The organism is Thermobispora bispora DSM 43833, from assembly GCF_000092645.1.
GTDB lineage: Bacteria > Actinomycetota > Actinomycetes > Streptosporangiales > Streptosporangiaceae > Thermobispora > Thermobispora bispora.
Window position 1 is genome coordinate 428918 of the sequence record NC_014165.1, and the last position, 24563, is coordinate 453480.

The window sequence follows — 24563 nt, forward strand, 5'->3', positions numbered from 1 at the left end:
GCCAACTCCGCGCGGCCGTACGAGACCGCGGCCCGCACGAGGACCGACGGCCGCGAGCGGCGGCAACGGCGCCGCCGCAGCGGTCCGGCCGGGCGGCCTCTGCCGACGGCAAAAACACTCCCGTGCCCTGCCGAGACGTCCGAGGGATGGGTACGGGCGCGGTATGGCAGAGATCGGTTACACCCTGCTGTGCGAGCAGGCTCCGCCGCGGCAGCTCGTGGACGACGCGGTGACGGCCGAGCGGATCGGCTTCGGCTTCGCGGTCATCTCCGACCACTACTTCCCGTGGCTGGAGGAGATGGGCCACTCGCCGTACGCGTGGTCCGTGCTCGGCGCCGTGGCCCAGGCCACCGAGCGCATCCCGCTCATGACCTTCGTGACCTGCCCGATCATGCGCTACCACCCGGCGGTGGTCGCGCAGAAGGCGGCCACCATGGGCGTGCTGAGCGGGGGCAGGTTCACCCTGGGCCTCGGCTCCGGGGAGAACCTCAACGAGCACGTCGTCGGGCTCGGCTGGCCCGCGGTGAGCGCCCGGCACGAGATGTTCCGGGAGGCCGTCGAGATCATCAAGGATCTGTTCGAGGGCGGCTACCGCTCCTACCGGGGCGCGTACTTCGATCTCGAGTCCGCCAAACTCTACGACCGGCCCGACCCGCCGGTGCCGATCGCGATCGCGGCCTCCGGCGAGCGGTCGGTGAACCTCGCCGTCGAGTACGGCGACGCGCTGGTCTGCGCGGATCCCGACGGCGACCTGGTGCGGCGGTACCGGTCCATCGGGGGCGAGGGCAGGCCGGTCTACGGGCAGGTCGCCCTCTGCTACGACCGGGACCGGGACGCGGCGGTCGAGCGCGCCCACCGCCTCTGGCGCTGGTCGGTCACCGGGTGGAAGGTGATGTCCGAGCTTCCCGCGCCGGTCAACTTCGCGGCCGCGACCACGACCGTGCGCCCGGAGGATGTGGCCCGGCAGGTGCCGTGCGGCCCGGACGTGGACGCCGTGGTCGCCGCGGTGCAGCGGTACGTCGACGCGGGCTTCACCCACGTCGCCCTGCTGCAGATCGGCCACGCCGAGCACCAGCGGGAGTTCTTCGACTGGGCGGAGAAGGAGCTGCTCCCCGCGCTGCGGTGACCGGTGCGCCGCCCGGCCGCGACCGGTCCGCCGCCCGGCCGCGCGCTCATGCCCGGCCCGGGCGGCGTCGCGCCGCCCTGCCGGGCGCCGCGAGATCGCCGCGGGCCGCGGGCCGTACGGAACCCGCGTGCCATGGGCGCGCCGGGTCCGCGTACGCGCGCGGCGCTCTAAGGCCGCGGACGGAGGAGCGGGTCCGTGGCCGGGTACCGGTCCCATGGATCCGGCGTCCGGGCCGCCCGGCGGCGTGGGCGGCGGGCGAGGTCACTTGAGGACGATCGTGGCCTTCTCCCGCCACAGCTCGAGCACGCGCCGGTCGCCCTGCACGTCGATGCCGGTGGAATCCGTGCGGTTCCACAGGAACACGTAGAGGCGGGCCGCCGGGCCCGAGATCACGCAGTCGGCCGGGCCGGCTCCGGAGGTGACGGTCCGCCCCTCCGGCTCGATCCGGATGGTCCAGGCGGCCTCGTGGTCGGTGGCCCGTGCCGCGAGGCTGACCGGAGGGTCGGCGACCAGCCGGCCCCGGGGCCGGGCGTAGAAGCCGGCCAGGAGCCGTCGGCCGCGAAGGCCGGGTCGAACGGCGTGATCGCGTGCCCCGCCGCGAGCTCCGCGTCGACGCGGTGGATGGCGGTCTCGTGCGCCTGGCGGCGCGCCCAGAACGCCAGGGGCGAGGGGGCGGGCAGGAAGGCCCAGCACTCCAGGTCCGGGTCGGCGTCCTTCAGCGTCCGCACCAGCTCCGCGTGGCTCTCGAGGTACCAGTCGAGCAGCCCGTCGTCCGGCGGAGCGGTGAAGAAGCCGCGCCGCTCATCCGGGCCGTACGGCTCCGCGCGCCCGGTGGAGACGAACGCCGTGGCCCACCGGTGCACGCCGCCGGTGTGCCGCAGCAGGTCCCGGATCAGCCAGCCGGGACAGGTGGGCACGGGTGCGCCGAGCCCGGCCTCCTTCGCCGCCTCGGCGAGCCGCCGCCCGGACCGGTCGAGTTCCCCCAGGTATCCGGCGATGTCCATGGGCGAATCCTCGCACGGGAGCCGTCCGGCGGGAACACCCCGGCGGGAAACCGAACCTTTTTCCAGAGAAAGGGAAAGTTTCACCCCCGGCCGGTGATCGCCAGGGCGGGTTTTCCTTCGATGCCCGCTGAAATTCGCAGGTGACGCCGGGAATACGCCCGAACCGGTAAGGAATGCTTTCCGGAACGGCATCGCCGGTGTTTTGCCGAGCCCACCGGCGGATGGGTATCCGTGTTCCGGGGATCGGCGGTGCGCGGCGAATCTCCGGGAGAACCGGCCCGAGCCCGGCGAGCGCTCCCAGACGGGCCATCCCCGATGGGCCGGAGAATGCGATGTCCCGGTCCGTTGATGTCACGCGCCGGTGCCCGATCCGGCTTTTTCTCCAGGCATTGCGCGGATGAGCGCAGCCCGGAACCGGCCGCGGGTACCGACCGGGGAGACAACGCCGCCGATCCCCATCGGCCTGCCGGGCATGTCACGGGTCCGGTGCCGGAAAGGGAAGCCCGTATCGCGCGAGGGGAGACGATGAGACTCGATCGGTTCCACGGGGGCGTGCTGTCCCTGTTCCGCATGGTCGTCGGCCTGCTGTTCCTCACCCACGGCGCGGCGTCGCTGTTCAACGTCTTCGGCGGCCACATGGGCACGGGGCAGGCCATCCCCGCCGGCGCCTGGCCCGGCTGGTGGGCCGCGCTCATCCAGCTCGTCTGCGGCGGGCTCGTGCTCGTCGGGCTCTTCACCCGGGTGAGCGCGCTGCTGTGCTCCGGCTCCATGGCGTACGCGTACTTCGTCGTGCACCAGCCGAAGGCCCTGCTGCCGCTGCAGAACGGCGGTGAGCTCGCGGCGCTGTTCTGCTGGGGGTTCTTCCTCATCGCCGTGCTCGGCCCGGGGCCGTGGGCGGTGGAGCGGCTGATCCCGCGCCGGGCCAAGGGCGGGCGCGAGGGCAGCAGGGCGTCCCTGGCGACGCCGGCCGGGGCCTGACCGGCCGGAACGGCGCCCACCGCTGATCGATGCGGCGGGCCGCACCGCCGCGCGGCCGGCCGCGGGCGACCCCATCCGGCCGGTCCCCGGCGTCCGAGCCGCCCCCGGCGCCCGGCCCTCGTGCGCGTCCTGACGGCCGGGCGGCCGGTTGCCCCGGCGGCCCGGCCGCGCTATGTGGTCGGATGGGTTGTCGTCGACGGAGGGATGAGCCGTGGAGTGCATCGAGGTCAGGGTGACCGCCGGCAGCCGTGAGGAGGCGGAGCGGATCTGCACGGAGGCGGTCTCCCGCCGGCTGGCCGCGTGCGCGCAGGTGGTGGCGCCGATCACCTCGACATACCGGTGGCAGGGCGAGATCGAGCGGTCGGAGGAGTGGCTGCTGCTGCTCAAGACCACGGCCGGCCGGTTCGAGGAGCTCGCCCGGTGCGTGACCGAGCTGCACTCGTATGAGGTCCCGGAGATCATCGCGGTTCCGATCACGCACGGCTCCGCGGCTTACCTCGACTGGGTGAGGCGGGAAACCGCTCCGGAGAGTGCCGCGGAATAAGACCGCGCGTGGTCCCGCGGATACTCACCGTTTTCCGGCGGACGTATTTTCGGACGAGTCCACGGCCTGAACCGGTCATATGTTCTTGACAATCACGATAAATATCGGTAATGCTTATCCGCACAATAGGCGGATATTGAAATTGTGCCCGTACGGCGGCTGACCGAGGCTGACGGGACCGTGGACCGGGGGCATGGGCTTCGATTTCCGTTTCTTAGGACCCCTGCAGGTATGGCGGGGCGGCCGGTTCATTGAGATTCGCGCGCCGAAGCAGCGCGCGCTGCTGGCCGTTCTGGCGATCCGCGCCGGTCAGGTCGTTTCCATCGACCGGTTGATCGAAGAACTGTGGGGAGGTGCCCCGCCTCCTTCCGCGCGGACCACGCTGTACTCGCTCGTGTTCCGGCTCAGGCGGCGCCTGCACGCCGGCGTGGAGGTGATGGGCACCCGTTCGCCCGGTTACCTGCTCCGGGTGGCGCCGGGCGCGCTCGACTTCCGGCGGTTCGAGGCGGGCCTGGTCCGGGGCCGGGCCGAGCTGGCCGCGCAGGACCACGCGCGGGCGGCGCGGACCTTCCGCGACGCCCTCGCGCTGTGGCGCGGGCAGGCGTTCGCGGACGTGCCGGAGATCCCGCTGGTGCAGGCGGAGGCGCGGCGCCTGGAGGAGCTCCGGCTCACCGCGCTGGAGGACCGGATCGAGGCCGACCTCGCGCTCGGCCGGCACGCGCTCGTCGCGGCCGAGCTGTACGCGCTCGTGGAGGAGTACCCGCTGCGCGAGCGGCTGTGGGAGATGCTCATGCTGGCGCTCTACCGGAGCGCCCGCCAGGTGGACGCGCTGCGCGCCTTCGAGCAGGCGCAGCAGGCGCTCGCGGGCCATTGGGGGCTCACCCCCGGGCCGGGCCTGAAGCGGATGTACGAGCGGATCCTCGCCGCCGACCCGGGGCTCATGCCGATGGAGCGTTCCGAACCGCCGCCGACCGCGCTCGGCGACCCCCGCGACCGGTGAGCCCGGCCCGGCCGGGCCGTACGGCGGCGCGGCGGCGGGCCGGCCACCGCGGGCCGGCACCGCAGAGCGGCACCGCGGGGCGGTGTGCGGGTACGGCACCGCGCCCCGGGCCGGCGTTCCCGCGGCCCCGGCCACCGGCGTCCGTGCGGTTCCGGTGGGCCGTGACCGGGGCGGTGAACCGGTTCGGCGGCTGTGCGCCGCGCCAGCGTCGCGCCAGATCGCCGGGGCACACTCCGGGTGAACGCGGACTGAGGGGAGCCTACATGGTGAAGATCAGCGAGGAACCCTTGCCGGTAGGGCTCGTGACCACGTCGAACTCGATAGGCAACTGAACCGGCGGGATCCAGGCATGGAGAGCCGTCTCGACGTACCCACGTGGCGGCCGCGGCTGCGCGACAGCGTGATCGTGCAGCGCGATGGGGACGAGCTGCTGTTCATCTGCACCGGCGACCGGACCGTCAAGCGGTTCAGCGCCGACGAGCGGGCCATGCGCCTGCTCCCGTTGCTGACCGGCCGGAAGACCGTGGCCGAGCTCGCCGAGGCCGTGGGCGCCGCCTCGGTGGAGGAGATCCGGCCGGTGCTGCAGGTGCTCGAGGAGGAGCGCCTGCTGAGCAAGGCGTCCGACTTCGACGGCGACTTCCTGACGCTGGGCAGCCGCCGCGCCTACTACTACGACCGGCAGCTCCGCCTCTTCCAGGACTTCTGCGACGAGGAGCTGCTCGCGGACCTCAGCGGCGTCGACGTGCAGCGGCGCCTCGATGGGGCGACGGTGGTGATCTGCGGTGTCGGCGGGCTCGGCGGCTGGATCGCCCACCTGCTCGGCCTGGCCGGGGTGGGGACGCTCCGGCTCTGCGACTTCGACCGGGTCGAGCTGACCGATCTCGCCCGGCAACCGCTCTTCACGGTCGAGGACGTGGGCAGGTCCAAGGTGGACGCGGCGGCCGCCCGCATCGGTGACCTGAACCCGCACGTGACCGTCGAGCAGTTCATGCGGAAGATGAGCGGCCCCGATGACCTCGGCGACCTGGTCGCCGGGGCCGACCTGGTGATCGCGGCGGCCGACGAGCCGAGCCCGGTCGACGTGGCCACCTGGATCTCGGAGGCCTGCCGGGAGGGCATCCCGCACATCATCGGCGGCGGGTACGCCTACCACCTCGGCGTGGTGGGGACCACGGTGATCCCCGGCCGCTCGGCGTGCTGGGAGTGCGTGCGCTCGGTGACCCTCGCCGAGCACGGCCGGGCGCAGGCCATCACCCTGATCCCGAGACGCCAGCGCACCGGCGGGCTCGGGGTGCTGAACGGCCTGGTCGCCAGCGTGCTGGCCTGGGAGGCGATCCGGGTCGTGGTCGGGCTGCCCCCGGCGCTGACCGACCGCTGGCTCGAGATCGACCTCTGGTCGCTCACCAAGCGGGTCCGCTCCATCGAGCGGCGGCCGGACTGCCCGGCGTGCGGGGACGCCGGGGCCTGAGCCGCCGGCGACGCCCGGCATCCGGTCCCCGCCGCAGGCCCGGTATCCGATTCCCGCCCGGAAACAGGCGCCGCTCACCACCGTGCGACGGTGCGCGGTGGTGAGCGGCTTCGGCAGTGTCTCCGTCGGTGGTGGCGGCGGGGACGTCGCTACGTCAGCTCACCGCGCAGGACACGCCGTTGAGGCTGAACGAGGCCGGCTTCCCGGTGTTGCCGGTGTGGACGCCCTGGAAGCCGAAGCTGGTGGAGCCGCCGGGCGGGATCAGCGCGTTATAGCTGACGTTCCGCGCGGTCACCTGGCCGCTCGACGGCGAGATGGTCGCGTTCCACGCCGAGACGACGGACTGGCCGCTCGGCAGCGTGAACGTCAGCTCCCAGCCGTTGATCGGGGAGCTCCCGGTGTTGGTGATGGTCACGGACGTGGTGAAGCCCGTGTTCCAGGCGTTCATGTCGTACTGAACCCGGCAGGTGCCGGACGGCTGCGGGCTCGGCGACGCGGGCGTGGACGGCGAGGGCGACGGCGATGCCGGCGTGGACGGCGAGGGGGACGGGCCGGGGCCGGTCTGGTCGAGGCCGAAGAACGCGATGGCCATCTGGGCCATGCCGGCCTGCGGCAGGTCGTGCCCGGCGCCCTGGATGCTGATCGCCTCCACCGGGACCTGGACGCCGGTGCCGCCGTACCGGGTGCGCGTCCAGTTCCACTGCGGCCGGTCGGTGTACGAGGGGGTCTGGCTCAGCCCGTGGACGTTGGTCCACTGCTTGATCTGCTCCTGGAAGTTCGGGTAGCGGAGGATGTTGTCCTCGGTGCCGTGCCAGATCTGGATGCGCGGCCACGGGCCCTGGTACCCGGGGTAGGCGGCGCGGACCAGGTCACCCCACTGCTGGGGCGTCCTGATGAGCTGGCCGTTGGCGCAGGCGCTGTTCCAGCTCGAGCCGTCCGTGGTGGCGAAGCAGCCGAACGGCACGCCCATGAACGCCGCCCCGGCCTTGAACACGTCGGGGTAGGCCCCGAGCAGGACGTTGGTCATCATCGCGCCGGAGGAGGCCCCGGTCACGTAGACCCGGTCGGGGTCCGCGTTGTAGCGCTGCAGGACGTAGCGGACCATCGACACGATCGCCAGGGAGTCACTGCCGCCGTTGTGGCGGAGCGTCTCCGGGGAGGAGACGTCGAAGCACTGCCCGCTCCGCGTGGCGGACGGGTAGATCACGATGAAGCCGTAGCGGTCCGCCAGGGAGGCGAACTCGGTGCCCGCGTAGAAGGCGGGGCCCGATCCGGTGCAGTAGTGCACCGCCACGAGGACCGGCGGCCGCTGCTGGACCCGGTCCGGCACGTAGAGGTGCATGCGCAGGTTGGTCGGGTTGGGGCCGAAGTCGGTCACCTCGACCAGGGACGCCGCCGAGGCGGGCAGCGCCAGGATCGCTCCCGCGACGGCGAGCAGCGCCGCGATGACCACGGCGACCAACCGTCCGGCTGTGCTCCGCATCGCTGTCCTTTCCGGTCTCGCGCGGAGACCCTCGCGACTGGCGGGTCAGAAACTATCGGCATGATCTGCGAAACATTTCTGACCGGGAAGGACCCGATGATCGCGGGGTGGACGCCGGTGAGCTCAGCTGCTGATCTGCGCACGTGACGCGGACGGTGCGATGAAAGTTTCGTGCACGCCTGTCCGGTGGTGCCGCCTACGGCCCGGATGGAGCGCCTCCGCGGCCGGCCGCGGAGTGGGCCAGGGCGCCGCCGGTCCCTTGGTACCGCCTCTATCCGGCGCGGTGCCTGCCTTTTCGGATATCTCTCCAGTCGCAGATGCGGTCCCCTATATCAGCGGTGCCGGCCGGGTCGAACGCGCAATCTTTTATGATCGAATTTTGTTGCGATTTTCGCAACCGAGGCTTAGGATCGAGGCATGGCCGGTGACATCACAGCAGCGCGAGTGCGGCAACTCATCAAAGAGAGCGGCCTCACGCAAGCGGAGTTCGCCGGCAGGGTCGGCCTTGACGCCTCCAAGATGTCCAAGTCCCTCTCGGGCGTCAGGCGATTCACCTCACTCGACCTGGCGCGGATCGCCGACCTGTGCGGGGTCACCGTCGACTGGCTGCTGGGCGTGGATTCCCTCACACCATCCCTGGCCACGCGCACGGCGCCCCTCTCGTCCTCGGCCGACGCCGCCATCAAGGAAGCGGAACGCCTCGCTCGCATGCGCGCCGACCTCGCGTTCCTCGGTTACCGGCGCGAGGTGCCCGCCTTCGAGCTCACCGGTGGGTCCCTCATCGACCAAGGAACGGATCTCGCCCGCAAAGCGGCCGAACACGCCGCACGCGAGCGGATCAATTTCTGGGAGACGAGAGACCTCGCGGACGCGGTGGAAAAGGCATTCGGTGTGGATGTTCGTATTTATGAGTGTCCGAATGCCTTCGATGGCCTCGTATGGTCCGATGAACATTCCCCGCTGATCGTCGTCAGCACATCACGGCTCTCTGCGCAAAGACTCCCGACGCGGCAGCGTTTCACCATCGCCCACGCGCTGGGTCACCTGCTCGCCCGGGACGACCGGCGGCTCATCGTGGACGAGAACATCCACGATCGCGAGCACAAGTCGACGAAGCAGGAGATGCTGGCGAACGCCTTCGCCGCCGAGCTGCTCCTACCCGCACGGCTGCTTCGCGACGAGGCCGCGCGCACCCGCTGGACTCGCGAGGATTTCGCCGCATTGGCGTGCCGGCTATGGGTGGCGCCTAACACGCTCGCCTGGCGGCTCTTCAACCTCGGCCTCATCGACCGCAACCGCTGCGAGGATTTCGGGCGATTGACGGCATGGGACGCCGCGTCCATTGCCGGAGTGGCGGGAACGTTCGGGGAATGGCTTCAGTCCGCATCTCGCGCCCGCATGCCGTTTATGCTCGTGCGTGATGCGTTTCAGGCGTACGCTGATGGGAAGTCCACACTGCGCCCACTCGCGAACCTGCTCGGAGTTGACACGGATCTGCTCCGGCAGGTGATGCACGGGAAGAAAGAGGACTCTCCCCTCGCGTCATGGCCTATTACTGGTTCCCCGACACCACTGTGCTCTGCAACTTCGCCGCCGTGAGCGAGCTGACGCTCTTAGCGCGGATTCTGCGCGGGCGCGGCCGCTGGACAGAGGCGATCGCCTATGAGGTGAGCAGATCCGCCAAGGTCTATCCGGAGCTCAACACCATCGCGTCAGACGGGTGGCTCGGGGAGCCGATCGAGATCGACAATGACGACGAAATAGAACAGATCGAGCGGGTGCGGCGCGCGGTGTTCGGCGGCACGGTGCACGAGCCCCTCAAGCACCTCGGCGAAGCGCGACCTGCTACGTGATCCTCAACCGGCCGGAATTCCGTGGTTCGTACTGGATCACCGATGACCGTGACGCCCGGGAGTACGCCCAGTTCCAGGGGATCACCACGCTGGACACCGCGGATCTGCTCGCCGAGGGCGTGATCGAGAACTGCTGCGGGACCAGCGAGGCGCTCAGGTTGCTGCGGCGCATGCAGCAGGAGGGCCGGAACGTCCGGATCCCGCGGGATCTGGGCCAGCGGTGACGCCGGTGCCGGGGTTGCGATGACGCCGGTGCCGGGGCCGCGAACGGCCGCGGCCTGGGCGGCATCGGTGCGAGAGCCGCTCCGGGACGCGGAGCATGCAAGCCGCAGGTACGCCGGGAACCGGCGCGTGCCCGGCGCGGAGGCGCGGTAAGGCCGAGAGCCCGGCTCCGGCGCGCTCGGACGTCTCGGGCGAGGCGCATCACCCCGGGCATCAGGGGTACGGCTACGCGGAAAAGGCAGGCACGGTCCAGGAAGGACGCCTGGACGGCCTGATCGCATCCGACCCCGAGACAGGAGCGACCATGACCACTTCCGTGGCTCACGTGCACAGCATCGAGCACACGATCCACACCACGAACCGCTGGCTCAACCACCTGTCCGAGGCCATCGGCACCTCGGACCGGGAGTTCGTCCACGGATTACTGCGAACGTGGCTGCACGCCGTACGGGACGCCCTCACCGTGCAGGCCAGCGCCCATTTCGCCGCCCAGCTCCCCGACCTGATCCGTGGCATCTACTACAACGGCTGGAACGCGAGCGCCGTGCCGATCCGGCGGGACAGGCAGGAGTTCATCGACCACTTCGCCACGTCCGGCCGGATCGCCCACTCGGACGTGCCGAAGCTCGCCCCCCTGGTCACCGAGTTCCTGTGCCGGGAGCTCTCCGAGCCGGTGGTGAAGCAGGCGCTCGCCCAGCTTCCGCAGGACGTCCGCGCCCTGCTGCGGCCGAAGGCCATGGCCGGGACGGGATGACGCGGGACCGGTCCGGCCGCCCGGCCCGCCCGGCTCCGGGCCGTTCAGCCGGCCCGGGTCACCCGGACCACCCCCGGAACGGTCCGGATCAGCTCCTCGGCCTCCCTGCTGTCCCACTCGCCCAGGCCGCCGCGGAGCTCCACCTCGCCGTCGCGCACGACCACGTCGCAGGACGCGGCGGCCGGGCACTCCCGGCGCAGCAGCTCGACGATCACGTCGCGGAGGGTCTCGTCGGGCGTGGCGAGCATCGCCATGAGATCGCGGCGGGTGACGATGCCGACCAGTTCGAAGCCGCGGATCACGGGCACGGTCTTCACCCGCATGTTGATCATGAGGTCGAGGAGGGCGGAAACCTCGGTGTCCTCGGTGACCGTGACCACGGTGCGGCTCATGACGTTGGCGACGCGCAGCGACGTCTCCGGGAAGTTCCGGTCCAGGGTGTTCGCCGCCCTGAGCTCCGCGGTGAGCAGATCGATCTCGCTCACCATGCCGGCCAGCTCGCCGCGCTCGCCCACGACCGGGGCCGCGGTGATGTGGTTGCCGTACAGGACCCGGATCGCCTGCCGCACCGTGTCGTCCGGGCGCAGCGTGATCACCGGGGTGCGCATCACCTCGTAGACGAACATGGCCACCTCTCGGAGCGGAGTCCGCGGACGCAGACCGCCGGGGAACCCGGCATAGGGCTTGCTGCTCGCTGCCGCCGAGGTTATGCACGCCGCCGTCGCCCGCCCAGGGACCAAGGTCCCCGCCGGTCCCGCGGACGTCCCGGGTGCGCCGGCCTCCGCATCGCCGGGCCCCGGTGCCGAGCCGCGGTCCGGCCGGAGGTTCGCGCCCGCGGGCGAGGCCGGGCGGGCGCCCGCGCCTCCGGGCCGGACCATCACCGGTCCCGGGCCGGGCCGCCGGGACTTTCGGCCCACGGCGATGGGCTTTCGTCCCTTGGGACGCGCGCCCGCACGGTGTGGAATTCGGACAGGGAGGGGTGATCCCGATGCTCGTTCGCGAGGTGATGACCTCGCCGGTGGTGACCGTTCCGGTCTCCTGGTCGGTCCGGCAGGCGATCCGCCTGCTGTACGACAAGGACATCACCGCGGCGCCAGTCGTCGACGAGCAGGGCCGGATGGTCGGGATCATCAGCGAGATGGACCTGCTGCGCGGGGAGTTCGACACGGACCGGAGGGTCTTCCTCCGCCCCAGCGCCCCGGTCGATCTCGCGCCCTCGCCGGGCATCGAGGAGGTCATGACGCCGAACGTCCGGACGGTCCAGGAGGACGACGACGTCATGGCCGCCGTGGACCTGATGATCACAATGGGGGTGAAGAGCGTCCCCGTTCTGCGGGGCGAGCAGCTGACGGGCATCGTGAGCCGCCGGGACCTGATGGGGATGGTCGCGTACGGCGACGCGAGGATCCGCGACGACGTGCTGGCGGCGCTGCGTGACTCGGACGAGACGTCGGCCTGGCGGGTGGCCGTGCACGACGGGGTCGTCGAGCTGTACGGCGATGCGGCGGACGCGAGTGCCGCCCGCAAGGCCGAGATGATCGCCCGCTCGGTGCCGGAGGTGGTGGATGTCGTCCTCCGCGGCGGCGGGTGGTGAAGGGGGAAAACGGCGGGGCGGTCGGCTCAGCCGAGCACACCGGCGAGCAGGAGGCCGGTGACGGCAGCCGGCACTCCGAGCAGGAGGCCGGCGAACGCGTTGACGCCGGCCGCCCACGTCGACCCTTCTTCGAGCAGCCGCACGGTCTCGTACCCGAAGGTGCTGAACGTGGTGAACGCCCCGCAGAAGCCGGTCCCCAGCAGCGTGGTCACTCCATCGGGGAGGCCGCGGGCGAACTGCAGCCCGAGCAGGCACCCGAGGAGGAACGAGCCGGTCACGTTGACGGTGAGCGTGCCCCAGGGGAAGACGCCGCCGAGGCGCCGCTGGACGAACCGGTCGGTGAGGTAACGGGCGGGCGCCCCGATCGCCCCGCCGGCGAAGACGAGCAGGATCGTCGTCATGCCCTCTCCTCCGCCTGCCCGGCCGCGGGGTAGCGGCGGACCTCCACCGGGTCGCAGACGACCAGGCCCTCGGTGATGAGCTCGTCGAGGACGAGGCGGAACGCCTCGATCCGCTCCGCGTCGTCGACGATGATGATCGTGACCGGCTGCGCCTCGCTGAGCGAGAGCAGCCTGCTGGTGTGGATCTGGGATGAGTGCCCGTAGCCCTCGATCCCGCGGAGCACGGTCGCCCCGGCCAGCCCCATCCGGTGGGCGCGGTCCACGATCTCCGCGTACAGCGGCCGGTGGTGGTACTGGTCGTTCTCGTTGATGAAGATCATCAAGCGCCGGGCCTGCTGCCTCATGGTGCTCCTCCTCTGCGCCGCCGGTGCGCGGCCCGCCGGATGGCCGCGCCGGCCGCGTCCTTCCCGAGCCGGACCGCGGCGAGCCCGGCGAGGATGCTGCCGAGCGCATACCCGCCCGCGACCGCCCATGCGCCGTGGTGGACGAGGGTCACGAGCTCGTTGGCGTAGGTGGAGAACGTCGTGTATCCGCCGAGCAGGCCGACCCCGGTGAACGGGCGCAGGTAGCGGCGGCCCGGCAGCGCGTCCACCACGGCCATGAGCCCGCCGATCGCGAGGCAGCCGGTGACGTTGACGAGGAAGGTCGCCCAGGGGAACCCGTACGGGTGGGCCGGGATGGCGGCCCCGGCGAGGTGGCGCGCCACGCTCCCGATGCCGCCGCCGAGCCCGATCACCGCCAGCACGTCCCAGGTCCGGGCCGGTGCCGTGCCGGCCGCACGCCGCGGCGACGGTACGGCACGCCGGATGCGGCCGCCCGATCGATGGGCTCGCCTCCTCATGCGGCGGCTCCTCTCCTCCTCGGGGTTCGCGGGAGCGGGGTGGCCGAAGCGGTGAGCACGCCGTCCTCGGCCCGCCCCTTCCGGCGGCGGTGACCGGTCCATTCTCCGGTCTGCCCGGTGCCTCGCCCTCCCGGGGATGGGCCGGGGTACGGATCACGGCGCGCGGCCGGGAATCGCATCGGCGGCCGGGGAATCCCAGTGGTGTGGACCCGCGGGAATGCGGGGACAACGCCATACACCGAATGGTGCATTTCGGGACATAGCGTGGGGTTATGGACGCCGCATACGTTGGCGACATCTATGCAGAGCATCTCACCGAGGCTGATCTGCAGTTGCTCGCCGAAGCCGCGGGTCACCAGGGCGGAGCGGCGGAGTTACGGCGCGACCCGGCGATCATCCCGGATCTGCTCGATCACCCGAGGGTCTTCGCCGTGCTGTTCGGGCGATCCGGATCGGCGTCCCGGGATCTCACCGCGATCTCGCCGTTCCTGTTGTTCGCCGCCGCCGTGCACCGGGCGGCCGCCGAGCTCGCCGTACGGGGCGCGGTTCCGTATCCGCGGGTGCCGGCGGCCGACGTCCGGCAGATGTCCGGGTTCCTGGAGTCCCCGTCGCGGCGGCTGTTCCTCGCCGAGCTGCTCTCCTCCTTCGTCCGGGTCACCGGCGGCCGGTACTGGGTGCGGACCGAAGAAGGGGAGCGGCTGCGCGAGCTGACCGAGCTGGACCTGCCGCGGCTCGCCGAGATCCTCGACGCGGTCCCGGAGACCGACCGGCCGGGGGTGCTGCGCCGGCTGGGTGACGTGGCGCTCTTCCTCGCCGGGGTCCTGCCGGGATACGCGATCCGGCACGTCTTCGGCGGGGTCGACGCCACCGCGCTGTGGTTCACCGTCCGGGGCGCGGCCGAGCCGTGGGCCGGGGAGCCGGCCGGGACGGCGGCCGAGGAGCCGGCGGTGGAGATGCTCGAGTACCTCGGCTCCCACTGGTACCGCCGGGCCTGGGAGCTCGCGCCGGTGCGCTCGGCGCGGCTCGCGGTGCTGCCCGAGGTGGCCGAGGGCTTCCGGCCCGCCCGGCGCGTCCTCAACTACGTGGCGGGCCGCTACCTGTTCGCCGCGTCCGGCCGCTGAGCCGTGACACACGGTGCCGGCGTTTCCCCAGGTCATCGAGGGAATCGCCGCGACGCGCCCGGCTCGATTTGCATCTTGCGCGGAGATGATTACCCTCTTCTACTGACAGCGCGCGGGGAACGCGCGGAGGAACCCCCAAGGAGATCGATCCGAGAGGGTGTTCCGCACGGGCCCTGCGGGCGACGAGGCGAGAGCCTCCCGCACCTTGAGAACTCAACAGCGTGCCCTGTGTTACGAGACCTCGACTGGAGAGTTTGATCCTGGCTCAGGACGAACGCTGGCGGCGTGCTTAACACATGCAAGTCGAGCGAGGACCGCACCTTCGGGTGTGGAGCCGAGCGGCGAACGGGTGAGTAACACGTGAGCAACCTGCCCCTGGCACCGGGATAGCCCCGGGAAACTGGGATTAATACCGGATACGACCACTTCCCGCATGGGATGGTGGTGGAAAGGTTCCCCCTTGTGGGGTTCCGGCCAGGGATGGGCTCGCGGCCCATCAGCTAGTTGGCGGGGTAACGGCCCACCAAGGCGATGACGGGTAGCCGGCCTGAGAGGGCGGTCGGCCACACTGGGACTGAGACACGGCCCAGACTCCTACGGGAGGCAGCAGTGGGGAATATTGCGCAATGGGCGGAAGCCTGACGCAGCGACGCCGCGTGGGGGATGAAGGCCTTCGGGTTGTAAACCTCTTTCAGCAGGGACGAAGTTGACGTGTACCTGCAGAAGAAGCGCCGGCCAACTACGTGCCAGCAGCCGCGGTAATACGTAGGGCGCGAGCGTTGTCCGGAGTTACTGGGCGTAAAGGGCTCGTAGGCGGCTTGTCGCGTCGGCTGTGAAAGCCCACGGCTTAACCGTGGAATTGCAGTCGATACGGGCAGGCTAGAGGGCGGCAGAGGGGAGTGGAATTCCCGGTGTAGCGGTGAAATGCGCAGATATCGGGAGGAACACCGGTGGCGAAGGCGGCTCCCTGGGCCGTCCCTGACGCTGAGGAGCGAAAGCGTGGGGAGCGAACAGGATTAGATACCCTGGTAGTCCACGCCGTAAACGTTGGGCGCTAGGTGTGGGGATCTTTTGTGATCTCCGTGCCGTAGCTAACGCATTAAGCGCCCCGCCTGGGGAGTACGGCCGCAAGGCTAAAACTCAAAGGAACTGACGGGGGCCCGCACAAGCGGCGGAGCATGTTGCTTAATTCGATGCAACGCGAAGAACCTTACCAGGGCTTGACATGCTGGGAAATCCCGCAGAGATGCGGGGTGCCTTCGGGCGTCCAGCACAGGTGGTGCATGGCTGTCGTCAGCTCGTGTCGTGAGATGTTGGGTTAAGTCCCGCAACGAGCGCAACCCCCACCCTATGTTGCCAGCGGGTTATGCCGGGCACTCATGGGGAACTGCCGGGGTCAACCCGGAGGAAGGCGGGGACGACGTCAAGTCATCATGCCCCTTATGCCCTGGGCTGCAAACATGCTACAATGGCCGGTACAATGGGCTGCGATCCCGTGAGGGTGAGCGAATCCCCAAAGCCGGTCCCAGTTCGGATCGGGGTCTGCAACTCGACCCCGTGAAGTCGGAGTCGCTAGTAATCGCGGATCAGCAATGCCGCGGTGAATACGTTCCCGGGCTTTGTACACACCGCCCGTCACGTCCTGAAAGTCGGCAACACCCGAAGCCGGTGGCCTAACCCCCTTTTTGGGGGAGGGAGCCGTCGAAGGTGGGGCTGGTGATTGGGACGAAGTCGTAACAAGGTAGCCGTACCGGAAGGTGCGGCTGGATCACCTCCTTTCTAAGGATGATTCATTCCATCACCTCGGTGATGGAACACACTTCAAACCACAGACGAGGTCCGGGGATGCCGTTGGCGTTCCCGGCCGTGGGCACGCTGTTGGGTTCTGAGGGTGCGGGTAACCCGCCCTCAGAAGCTTGAGAACTGCATAGCGGTGTCGCGTGTGCGCGAACGAGCAAGTTACTAAGGGCACACGGTGGATGCCTTGGCACCAGGAGCCGATGAAGGACGTGGGAGCCTGCGATAAGCCTCGGGGAGCCGGCTACCAGGCGTTGATCCGGGGATTTCCGAATGGGGGAACCTGGCCCGAGTTGTGTCGGGTCGCCGCCGTCTGAACGCATAGGACGGTTGGTGGGAACGCGGGGAAGTGAAACATCTCAGTACCCGCAGGAAGAGAAAGCAATCGCGATTCCCTGAGTAGTGGTGAGCGAAAGGGGAAGAGGCTAAACCGGTGGCGTGTTAAAGCCGGCAGGCGTTGCGTTACCGGGGTTGTGGGACGCTCCTTTGCAGTCTCTGCCGGGGCTGCGGGCAGTGAGAAATCGGTGGGATAGCCGAACGCTCTGGAATGGGCGGCCGTAGACCGTGAGAGCCGGGTAGGCGAAATCTTGCCGACTGCCTGGGGGTGTTCCCGAGTAGCACGGGGCCCGAGGAATCCTGTGCGAATCTGCCAGGACCACCTGGTAAGCCTAAATACTCCCTGGTGACCGATAGTGGACGAGTACCGTGAGGGAAAGGTGAAAAGCGCCCCGGTGAGGGGTTGTGAAATAGTACCTGAAACCGTGTGCCTACAAGCCGTGGGAGCTTGGCAGCGCCCTTTGGGTGTTGTCGTGATGTGACCGCGTGCCTTTTGAAGAATGAGCCTGCGAGTTGACGTGCGTGGCGAGGTTAACCCGTGTGGGGGAGCCGTAGCGAAAGCGAGTCTGAATAGGGCGTTGAGTCGCGTGCGTCAGACCCGAAGCCGGGTGATCTACCCGTGGGCAGGGTGAAGCTCAGGTAAGACTGGGTGGAGGCCCGAACCCACCAGGGTTGCAAACCTGGGGGATGACCTGCGGGTAGCGGTGAAAAGCCAATCGAACTCGGTGATAGCTGGTTCTCCCCGAAATGCATTTAGGTGCAGCGTCACGTGGTCCTTGCCGGAGGTAGAGCACTGGTTGGCCGATGGGCCCTCACAGGTTACTGAGGTCAGCCAAACTCCGAATGCCGGTAAGTGTGAGCGTGGCAGTGAGACCGCGGGGGATAAGCTTCGTGGTCGAGAGGGAAACAGCCCAGATCACCGGCTAAGGCCCCGAAGCGTGTGCTGAGTGGGAAAGGATGTGAAGCCGCTGTGACAGCCAGGAGGTTGGCTTAGAAGCAGCCATCCTCTAAGGAGTGCGTAATAGCTCACTGGTCTAGTGGTTTTGCGCCGACAATGTAGCGGGGCTCAAGCACACCGCCGAAGCCGTGGCGTCTTCCGCGTGTGCGGGGGACGGGTAGGGGAGCGTCGTGCGGCGGGTGAAGCGGCGGGGTGACCCAGCCGTGGACGCCGTGCGAGTGAGAATGCAGGCATGAGTAGCGTTTCAGAAGTGAGAAACTTCTGCGCCGGATGACCAAGGGTTCCTGGGGCAGGTTGATCCGCCCAGGGTAAGTCGGGACCTAAGGCGAGGCCGATAGGCGTAGTCGATGGGCAACGGGTTGATATTCCCGTACCCGCCGTGGCGCGTTCTGCCGCTTCGGTGGCAGGTAAGCGATGGGGGGACGCAGGAAGGTAGCCCATCCCAGGCGGTGGTTGTCCTGGGGTAAGCATGTAGGGTGCGGGGTAGGCAAATCCGCCCCGTGTTAAGCCCGAGATGCGATGCCGAGCCGATTGTGGCGAAGTGGGTGATCCTCTACTGCCGAGAAAAGCCTCTAGCGAGCGCTATGGCGGCCCGTACCCTAAACCGACTCTGGTGGTCAGGTAGAGAATACCGAGGCGTTCGGGCGAACCGCGGTTAAGGAACTAGGCAAATTGCCCCCGTAACTTCGGGAGAAGGGGGGCCTCTGCTGGTGTAGGCACGTGCTGCCGAAGCTGGTGGGGGCCGCAGAGAATAGGCCCAGGCGACTGTTTACTAAAAACACAGGTCCGTGCGAAGTCGTAAGACGAAGTATACGGACTGACGCCTGCCCGGTGCCGGAACGTTAAGGGGACGGGTTAGCGGCCTTTCGGGGTTGCGAAGCTCGGAACCTAAGCGCCGGTAAACGGCGGTGGTAACTATAACCATCCTAAGGTAGCGAAATTCCTTGTCGGGTAAGTTCCGACCTGCACGAATGGCGTAACGGTCTGGGCACTGTCTCAACCGCGGACCCGGCGAAATTGCACTACGAGTAAAGATGCTCGTTACGCGCAGCAGGACGGAAAGACCCCGGGACCTTCACTGCAGCTTGGCATTGGCGTTTGGAATGGCTTGTGTAGGATAGGTGGGAGACTGTGAAGCGGGCACGCCAGTGTCCGTGGAGTCGCCGTTGAAATACCACTCTGGCTGTTTCGGACGTCTAACCCGGGTCCCTTATCGGGATCGGGGACAGTGCCTGGTGGGTAGTTTGACTGGGGCGGTTGCCTCCTAAAGGGTAACGGAGGCGCCCAAAGGTCCCCTCAGCCTGGTTGGAAATCAGGCGTTGAGTGTAAGGGCACAAGGGGGCTTAACTGTGAGACCGACGGGTCGAGCAGATGCGAAAGCAGGGCCTAGTGATCCGGCGGTGGCGAGTGGAAGCGCCGTCGCTCAACGGCTAAAAGGTACCCCGGGGATAACAGGCTGATCATCCCCAAGAGTCCATATCGACGGGATGGTTTGGCACCTCGATGTCGGCTCGTCGCATCCTGGGGCTGGAGTAGGTCCCAAGGGTTGGGCTGTTCGCCCATTAAAGCGGTACGCGAGCTGGGTTTAGAACGTCGCGAGACAGTTCGGTCCCTATCCGCTGCGCGCGTAGGAGACTTGAGGGGGGCTGTTCCTAGTACGAGAGGACCGGAACGGACGAACCTCTGGTGTGCCAGTTGTGCCGCCAGGTGCACGGCTGGTTGGCTACGTTCGGTTGGGATAACCGCTGAAAGCATCTAAGCGGGAAGCCCGCCCCGAGATGAGGTCTCCCTCCGGGTTAACCGGGTAAGGCTCCCAGTAGATGACTGGGTTGATAGGCCGGTGGTGGAAGCGCGGTAACGTGTGGAGCCGACCGGTACTAATAAGCCGAGAGGCTTGCTCTTCCGCACCGCGACACCCTATGCGTTCTCAAAAGGCGTCATAAAAGGCCCCACATCGTGGGGCTTTTTATTTTTGCCCGCACATCGCGCATCGTGCGTAGTGCGGCATCGCACCATCCTGGGCATTGCCCACAGCCGCTGCTCCGGCACCGACGCTGTCTGATCACCCCACCGATCGTTCACCTGATCCACCTCGCCGGTCCTCGGCACCGGGGGACCGACGCCTCGGCAGCGCTCGGCCGATGCGATGGCGCTCGCGTGCAGGCCATCCCGGTTCGCCCCAGGGTGTACAAACGCCGATCGGTATCCGGTGACGAGCCGCTGAGCGGCCGCGTCCGATACGCGGGAGAGCATGCCGGCGAACACGAGCCCACAGCCGCCTTGGACGCCGCGATCGAGTATGCGTTCGTCGAGCGTTACGCCGGCGCAGCCCGGGCCGCCGCGGCGGTATCACGCTGCCGGTGACCCACCGCTTCGCCACAGTCGTCACGGCGGACCTTGTCGTCGTCCTCGAACCGCGGCCGTGTCGTCGAGGTGGGCGGCCGCGCCGGGCTGATGGCTGCCCGCGGCCACTACGCAGAGCCGTACGAGCTCCAGGGCTTGGGTTTCCGCTGACACGCGGTCACGACGTGGGCGGCCGCCCTCAGCATGGACCGCTTGACCGCCCCGGGGCGATCTCCTAGTCGGCACCGCGGCGGGGCTGGGACGATACAGGGATGACCACAGAGAGCCCGCCTGATGTGAACGTGACCGCGCTGGCGATCAACGTCGAGATCCCGGAGCCCTTGCGGTGGACGGACTCCCGGCGCGACGTGGAGTACGTCCTCACCACGCTCAACGTGCGGCTGCTGCCGGACGGTCGGCTTGCCGCCAAGGCCTACGGCCGTCCCGTCGCGGGCGGCCCGGGCGCGTACACGTCCTTCCGGGTCCCCGGCCGCCCCGAGCTCGCCGACCTGATCAAGCGGGCGGCCGACCGGGCGGCGCAGCTCTGGGCGGCCCACCGCGGCTTTGACTGAGGCGCCATCCGGCGCGACCCAGAGGTCTTCGGCCGCGTGCAACGCGTCAATGCCGATGCCTCCGCATGGCTCGGCCGATGTGTTGTCGCTCCCTTGCGGGCCGTATCGTGGTCCGCCCCCGGGGTGGGGAAGTGCCGATCCAAGGCATGGAGCCGGCGATGGTACCGGGTCCGGCAGCCCGGGCACCCCCCGGGACGGTGGCCCCGAGCCGAGGACATGGCCCAGTGGCCCGCGCCTACCGTTCAGCGCGTCGTCCGAGCGGGCGAACCCGCTCGGCCCGTTCCTGTGGATGGTCAGGAGATCGGCGCGCCGCACTCGTCCTGCTCGTCTGAGTGACGACGGCGGGCGGTGAGCCTCCCACGGCTCGCAGACCGGCTGAGGACCCCCTTCGTTAGCCTGGCACCAGGCCGTCGGTGCGTTCGGCCACCGGCCGAGCGCACCCGGCGCGACGAAGGCGCGCATCTCCACGGATCACGGAGCGCACCATGGACCATGCTGCATCCGCGCCCGATAGGACCGGTAAGGCGTCCCGCTCCGCGGCGGAACGCCCCATGGCGGGACGCCGTCTGCGGCGGTTCGTGCCACCCCAGCACGGCGCATGGGCGATGCTCGCCGTGCCGTACCTGGCCGGGCTCCTCACCGCCGGGTTCCACTGGCCCGCCGTGCCCCTGCTCGGCGCCTGGATCGCCGGGTACCTGCTGTCCTACTTCGTCTTCCAGGCCCTCAAGTCCCGCCGCCCTCGGCGGTACCGCGACCAGCTCCTCGGCTACGGCCTGATCGCCGCGCCGCTGTTGCTCGTCGTCGTGGTCGCGGCGCCGCGCGTGCTCTGGTACGCCCCGGCCTACGCCGTGCTGTTCGCGATCAACGCCTGGTACGCGTGGCGGCGCCGGGAACGCGATCTCGCCAACGACCTCGCCTCGATCGCCGAGAGCTGCCTCATGGTGTTCGTCGTGGCCACGATCGCGGACACGCCGCCGTCCGCGGTGCTCGTCCCGTTCCTGCTGTGCGCCGCATACTTCGCCGGCACCGTGCCGTACGTCAAGACCATGATCCGCGAGCGCGGCAACGTGGCCTACTATCGCTGGTCGATCGGCTACCACGTGGTCGCGCTCGCCGTCGCCGCGTACCTGAGCCCGTGGGCCGGTGTGCTGTTCGCCTGGTTCCTGGCCCGCGCGGTCCTGTTCCCCCGGCACGGCCTCACCGCCAAGCAGATCGGCGTCACCGAGGTCGTCAACTCGGTGCTGCTCCTCACCTGCATCGCCCTGATCTGAGGCCCGGACGGCCATGCCGGCGGCGGCCGGAGACGCCGTGGCCCGCCTGTCCGACCGCCTGGGTGCCCGGCCGGCCCGCCCGGCCGCGGCCTCCGGGCACACCGCCGTGACCCGTACCCGGGGGAGACGCTGGCCGGTCACCATTCGGGATGGATCACCGCGCGGGCGAGCCGCGGAGCCCGAGGAATCCGCGCCGGCGCGGCTTCGTGATCCGTGTGGTAGGAAGGCAGCATGATCAAGAGTCAGCGAGCTGATCGGTTGCAGGGATCCTCGCGTGCGGTCCGCATCCTGGGCTCACTGGCGGGCGCCCTGGCGATCGGAGCGGGCTTCGGCGCGGCGACCGCGTTCATGAACGCGCTCTCGCTCAGCCACGCCGATCTCGAGAGTCGCGCCTACACCGAGAGCGGCTGGTCGTACGCGGAGATCATCAGCGTGCTGCTCGACTCCGGCTGGGCCTGGGCAGGCTGTGGAGTCGTGGTGGGCTGGGCGGTCACGCGCGGTGACGGCGGCCGCCGTTCGGGACTGGCGCTCGGTGCCACCGCCGCCGCGCTGGCCCTGATCGCGGCCACGATCGCCTACGGCATCGGGGAGGCCATCGCCGACGGCGGGCAGACGCCCTGGTTCGGCGCGGACGAGCTCGTGTGGGGGACCGCGGCCATCGTGCTCGGAGCGCCCCTGGGGGCGATCGGCGCCTGCGCCAGGTGGCCCGGGGCCCTCGGCCTGCTCGCGCGGCTGACCGTGCCGGTCGGCGCCGCCGTACAGATGATCGTGCTCCCACCCGGCAGGAACGAGGTCGTCCAGGCCATAGGGAAGACGATCGTGTGGACCGCGGCGGCGGTGAGCATCGCCCTCATCGTCGCCCACTTCGTCGTCACGCGGCGCCGCAGCCGACCGGCCGCCGAGACGCCGTGACCTCGGCGGCGACGCCGGCAGCCGGTGCGCGAGCGGGTCACCCGAGGCGACCGATCACCACAGGCCGTCACGGCGACAGGCCGGGTACGGCCCTCCGGCCGTGCCCTGCGGGTGATGGGCGGGTGTTCGGCGTCGCCGGGCGCGGCCGGCTCCGATGCCCGTGACCCGTACGGCGTTGACATCGCCCCGGCGCGGATCTTCGGTTCCCTTCCGCGGGTCCGCGACCCGTACGGCGTCGGCGCCGCTCAAGTGGCGCCGCCGGAATTCGACGGCCCGGATTCCTCGCTCGCCGTACGCACCGAGGCACGGTGGTCGGCGTGTTCCGTGAGCACCGGGCGCGGGTCGCTCCTTCTCACCCGGCCACAGGGCGGCGAGCCGCCGGATCAGCGTGACCGCCGCCTCGATGACCTCGCCGATCGCCTCCCGGTTCTCCCAGGTGGCCACGCCAGAGGCAGGTGAGCGTGGCGAGGGCGGAGATGCCCACCAAGCAGGCGAGCGCCCATCGGTATCCGGTGACGAGCCGCTGAACGGCCGCGTCCGATACGTGGGAGAGCGTGCCGGCGAACACGTGATCGTGCATTGCCGGCGGCAACGGAGCCGTGATGATCGACAGGCTGAGCGCGGTGCCCACGACGATGCCGACGCTCTGCAGCATGAGCCGCATCGCGTTCATGATGCCCAGCCGGTTGGACGGAAGCTCACTGAGCAGCACGGTGGCATTGGACGGCAGGAACGTTCCCGAGCCGAAACCGAGTACCAGCAGGCCGGCCATGATGGCGAGTGCCGGCGCATCGGCGCCGATGACGAGAAGCAGCGTGCCCAGCCCGGCGGTGCTCAACGACGAACCGAACATTGCCAGGGAACGCGGGCTGAACCGGCGCTGCAGGAAGCCCGACGTCACCGAGGCGATCATCGCGGCGATCGAGAGCGGGAGCAGCTTCAGGCTCGCCTCCACCGCGGTATCGCCGTGCACGGCCTGGAAGAACAGCGCGATGAGAATCACCACCCCCATCCGCGCGATCGAGCTGAGGAAGGACGCCAGCGTGCCCAGGCCGAACGTGGGGTCACGGAACATCCGGATGTCGACCACGGGGTGCGGGCTGCGCAGCTCCCAGGCGATGAACACCGGAAGCAGCACGACGAAGAACGCGAGCCCGGCCAGGATCACCGGATGCGCCCACCCCAGCCGGGTCACCTCGGAGAGCGCGAGGAGAAGCCCGCCCAGGCTGAGCAGGATCATGAAGCTGCCGGGCAGGTCGAGCCGCTGACCGTCCTCGCCGGGAGCGGGACGCCGCAGCACGATCGCGCCCCATATGAGGCATGCCATGCCGAGGGGCACGTTGTACCAGAACAGCCAGCGCCATCCGAGATGCTCGACCAGAAGACCGCCGAGGGTGGGGCCGGCGAGCTGGGAGATCGAGAAGGACGCGGTGTACACCCCCATGCCCTCGCCGAGCCGGTGGCGGGGAAAGGCATCGCTGATCAGCGCCGCGCTATTGGTGAGCAGCATGGCCATGCCGGCCGCCTGCACGACCCGCATCCCCACGATCAGCCAGGGATCGGGCGCCATGCCGGCGAGCAGGCTGGCGAGCGTGTAGACGCCCAGGCCGCACAGGTACATGGTGCGCCGGCCGAACATGTCGGCGAGCCGCCCGAAGATCACCGTCAGGACGGTGGTGGTGAGCTGGAAGGCGAGCAGGATCCAGCTCGCCGCCGCGGCACTCGCCTTGGTCTGGTCGACCAGCTTGGGAAGCGCGACGTTGAGGGCGTTCCCCCCGATCGTGGCGAGCACGCTCGCCATGCAGACGACCGACAGGGCGCGCCACGCATACCGGAGCTGTTCGCGCTCCTGGCCGGCCGGTAGGCCCGCCGAGCTCATCCGGCTCTCAGCATGACCCGGGACGCCTTGGACACCGCGCCTCCTCTTGGACCCTGATATCAGAATCCAATTCCAAGATCCGAGGTCAAGCGGCTGGCCGCCGCAG

21 protein-coding genes, 2 rRNA genes and 1 pseudogene are annotated in these 24563 nt (G+C 69.4%); 16 read left to right on the top strand and 8 right to left on the bottom strand.

The genetic code is table 11. The features are described 5' to 3' along the window. Positions 1-163: 163 nt before the first annotated feature. On the top strand, positions 164-1126 hold the full coding sequence (locus tag TBIS_RS01920) for an LLM class F420-dependent oxidoreductase (protein ID WP_013130644.1): 963 nt from the start codon (positions 164-166) through the stop codon (positions 1124-1126). Between the two features lie 261 nt (positions 1127-1387). Here TBIS_RS01920 and TBIS_RS20190 read toward each other — a convergent pair whose 3' ends face one another. After that, positions 1388-1819 carry a hypothetical protein gene (locus TBIS_RS20190; protein ID WP_425263892.1) on the bottom strand — a complete coding sequence of 144 codons (432 nt, stop codon included), beginning with the start codon at positions 1817-1819 and terminating at the stop codon, positions 1388-1390. Beyond that, positions 1765-2322: pseudogene (locus tag TBIS_RS20195) on the bottom strand (maleylpyruvate isomerase N-terminal domain-containing protein); the annotation flags it as partial. The gene TBIS_RS20190 and the pseudogene TBIS_RS20195, both read right to left, overlap by 55 nt. A 333-nt stretch (positions 2323-2655) precedes the next feature. Between TBIS_RS20195 and TBIS_RS01930 the strand changes: the two are divergent. From TBIS_RS01930 to TBIS_RS01945, 4 genes are all read left to right on the top strand, one after another. After that, complete coding sequence (locus TBIS_RS01930; protein WP_013130645.1) at positions 2656-3108, top strand: DoxX family protein; 453 nt, start codon at positions 2656-2658, stop codon at positions 3106-3108. 211 nt (positions 3109-3319) lie between these two features. Next, positions 3320-3652 carry a divalent-cation tolerance protein CutA gene (gene cutA, locus TBIS_RS01935; RefSeq protein ID WP_013130646.1) on the top strand — a complete coding sequence of 111 codons (333 nt, stop codon included), beginning with the start codon at positions 3320-3322 and terminating at the stop codon, positions 3650-3652. 193 nt (positions 3653-3845) lie between these two features. After that, a complete protein-coding gene (locus TBIS_RS01940) occupies positions 3846-4652 on the top strand; it encodes an AfsR/SARP family transcriptional regulator (RefSeq protein ID WP_013130647.1) in 807 nt (268 codons plus the stop codon). A gap of 349 nt (positions 4653-5001) precedes the next feature. Further along, a complete protein-coding gene (locus TBIS_RS01945) occupies positions 5002-6120 on the top strand; it encodes a HesA/MoeB/ThiF family protein (RefSeq protein WP_013130648.1) in 1119 nt (372 codons plus the stop codon). Between the two features lie 154 nt (positions 6121-6274). Here TBIS_RS01945 and TBIS_RS01950 read toward each other — a convergent pair whose 3' ends face one another. Further along, positions 6275-7603 (bottom strand): extracellular catalytic domain type 1 short-chain-length polyhydroxyalkanoate depolymerase, encoded by a 1329-nt coding sequence (locus TBIS_RS01950; RefSeq protein WP_013130649.1) that lies wholly within the window; start codon positions 7601-7603, stop codon positions 6275-6277. Between the two features lie 417 nt (positions 7604-8020). Here TBIS_RS01950 and TBIS_RS19255 point away from each other — a divergent pair, with 417 nt between their 5' ends. From TBIS_RS19255 to TBIS_RS01965, 4 genes are all read left to right on the top strand, one after another. After that, a complete protein-coding gene (locus TBIS_RS19255; RefSeq protein ID WP_013130650.1) occupies positions 8021-9202 on the top strand; it encodes an XRE family transcriptional regulator in 1182 nt (393 codons plus the stop codon). Next, the gene (locus TBIS_RS19490; RefSeq protein ID WP_013130651.1) at positions 9199-9456 is read left to right on the top strand and encodes a hypothetical protein; all 258 of its coding nucleotides are present in this window, start codon (positions 9199-9201) and stop codon (positions 9454-9456) included. The genes TBIS_RS19255 and TBIS_RS19490 overlap by 4 nt, the downstream gene beginning before the upstream one ends. After that, positions 9453-9680 carry a hypothetical protein gene (locus TBIS_RS19495; RefSeq protein WP_013130652.1) on the top strand — a complete coding sequence of 76 codons (228 nt, stop codon included), beginning with the start codon at positions 9453-9455 and terminating at the stop codon, positions 9678-9680. Before TBIS_RS19490 ends, TBIS_RS19495 begins: the two co-directional genes overlap by 4 nt. 302 nt (positions 9681-9982) lie before the next feature. Further along, the gene (locus TBIS_RS01965) at positions 9983-10432 is read left to right on the top strand and encodes a DUF2267 domain-containing protein (RefSeq protein ID WP_013130653.1); all 450 of its coding nucleotides are present in this window, start codon (positions 9983-9985) and stop codon (positions 10430-10432) included. Positions 10433-10476: 44 nt separating this feature from the next. Here TBIS_RS01965 and TBIS_RS01970 read toward each other — a convergent pair whose 3' ends face one another. Then, positions 10477-11058 (bottom strand): CBS domain-containing protein, encoded by a 582-nt coding sequence (locus TBIS_RS01970; protein ID WP_013130654.1) that lies wholly within the window; start codon positions 11056-11058, stop codon positions 10477-10479. Between the two features lie 362 nt (positions 11059-11420). On the opposite strand from TBIS_RS01970, the gene TBIS_RS01975 reads away from it, so the two are divergent. Continuing rightward, positions 11421-12026: a CBS domain-containing protein gene (locus TBIS_RS01975; protein WP_013130655.1), complete on the top strand. Its 606-nt coding sequence runs from the start codon at positions 11421-11423 to the stop codon at positions 12024-12026. A 26-nt stretch (positions 12027-12052) separates the two neighbouring features. Here TBIS_RS01975 and crcB read toward each other — a convergent pair whose 3' ends face one another. From crcB to TBIS_RS01990, 3 genes are read right to left on the bottom strand one after another with little or no spacing between them, the layout of a single operon-like run. Then, positions 12053-12427, bottom strand: coding sequence for a fluoride efflux transporter CrcB (gene crcB / locus TBIS_RS01980; protein WP_013130656.1), 375 nt, complete (start codon positions 12425-12427; stop codon positions 12053-12055). Further along, positions 12424-12771, bottom strand: a complete 348-nt coding sequence (locus tag TBIS_RS01985) for a DUF190 domain-containing protein (RefSeq protein WP_013130657.1) — start codon at positions 12769-12771, stop codon at positions 12424-12426. Before TBIS_RS01985 ends, crcB begins: the two co-directional genes overlap by 4 nt. Continuing rightward, positions 12768-13268, bottom strand: coding sequence for a FluC/FEX family fluoride channel (locus TBIS_RS01990; protein WP_013130658.1), 501 nt, complete (start codon positions 13266-13268; stop codon positions 12768-12770). Before TBIS_RS01990 ends, TBIS_RS01985 begins: the two co-directional genes overlap by 4 nt. Positions 13269-13540: 272 nt before the next feature. On the opposite strand from TBIS_RS01990, the gene TBIS_RS01995 reads away from it, so the two are divergent. The 6 genes from TBIS_RS01995 to TBIS_RS02020 all read left to right on the top strand — a co-directional run bounded on the left by TBIS_RS01995 (position 13541) and on the right by TBIS_RS02020 (position 22578). Then, positions 13541-14389, top strand: coding sequence for a hypothetical protein (locus TBIS_RS01995; protein WP_013130659.1), 849 nt, complete (start codon positions 13541-13543; stop codon positions 14387-14389). A 242-nt stretch (positions 14390-14631) separates the two neighbouring features. Beyond that, positions 14632-16168 (top strand): 16S ribosomal RNA (locus TBIS_RS02000). 173 nt (positions 16169-16341) lie between these two features. Next, a 23S ribosomal RNA gene (locus tag TBIS_RS02005) occupies positions 16342-19382 on the top strand. The 16S and 23S rRNA genes sit together here, the layout of an rRNA operon. Positions 19383-20095: 713 nt before the next feature. Next, a complete protein-coding gene (locus TBIS_RS02010; protein ID WP_013130660.1) occupies positions 20096-20395 on the top strand; it encodes a hypothetical protein in 300 nt (99 codons plus the stop codon). A gap of 551 nt (positions 20396-20946) precedes the next feature. Next, the gene (locus tag TBIS_RS02015; RefSeq protein ID WP_013130661.1) at positions 20947-21666 is read left to right on the top strand and encodes a YwiC-like family protein; all 720 of its coding nucleotides are present in this window, start codon (positions 20947-20949) and stop codon (positions 21664-21666) included. A 231-nt stretch (positions 21667-21897) separates the two neighbouring features. After that, positions 21898-22578 (top strand): hypothetical protein, encoded by a 681-nt coding sequence (locus TBIS_RS02020; protein WP_013130662.1) that lies wholly within the window; start codon positions 21898-21900, stop codon positions 22576-22578. Positions 22579-22930: 352 nt separating this feature from the next. On the opposite strand, the gene TBIS_RS02025 is transcribed toward TBIS_RS02020, so the two are convergent. Next, on the bottom strand, positions 22931-24457 hold the full coding sequence (locus TBIS_RS02025; protein WP_013130663.1) for an MFS transporter: 1527 nt from the start codon (positions 24455-24457) through the stop codon (positions 22931-22933). Positions 24458-24563: the final 106 nt, after the last annotated feature.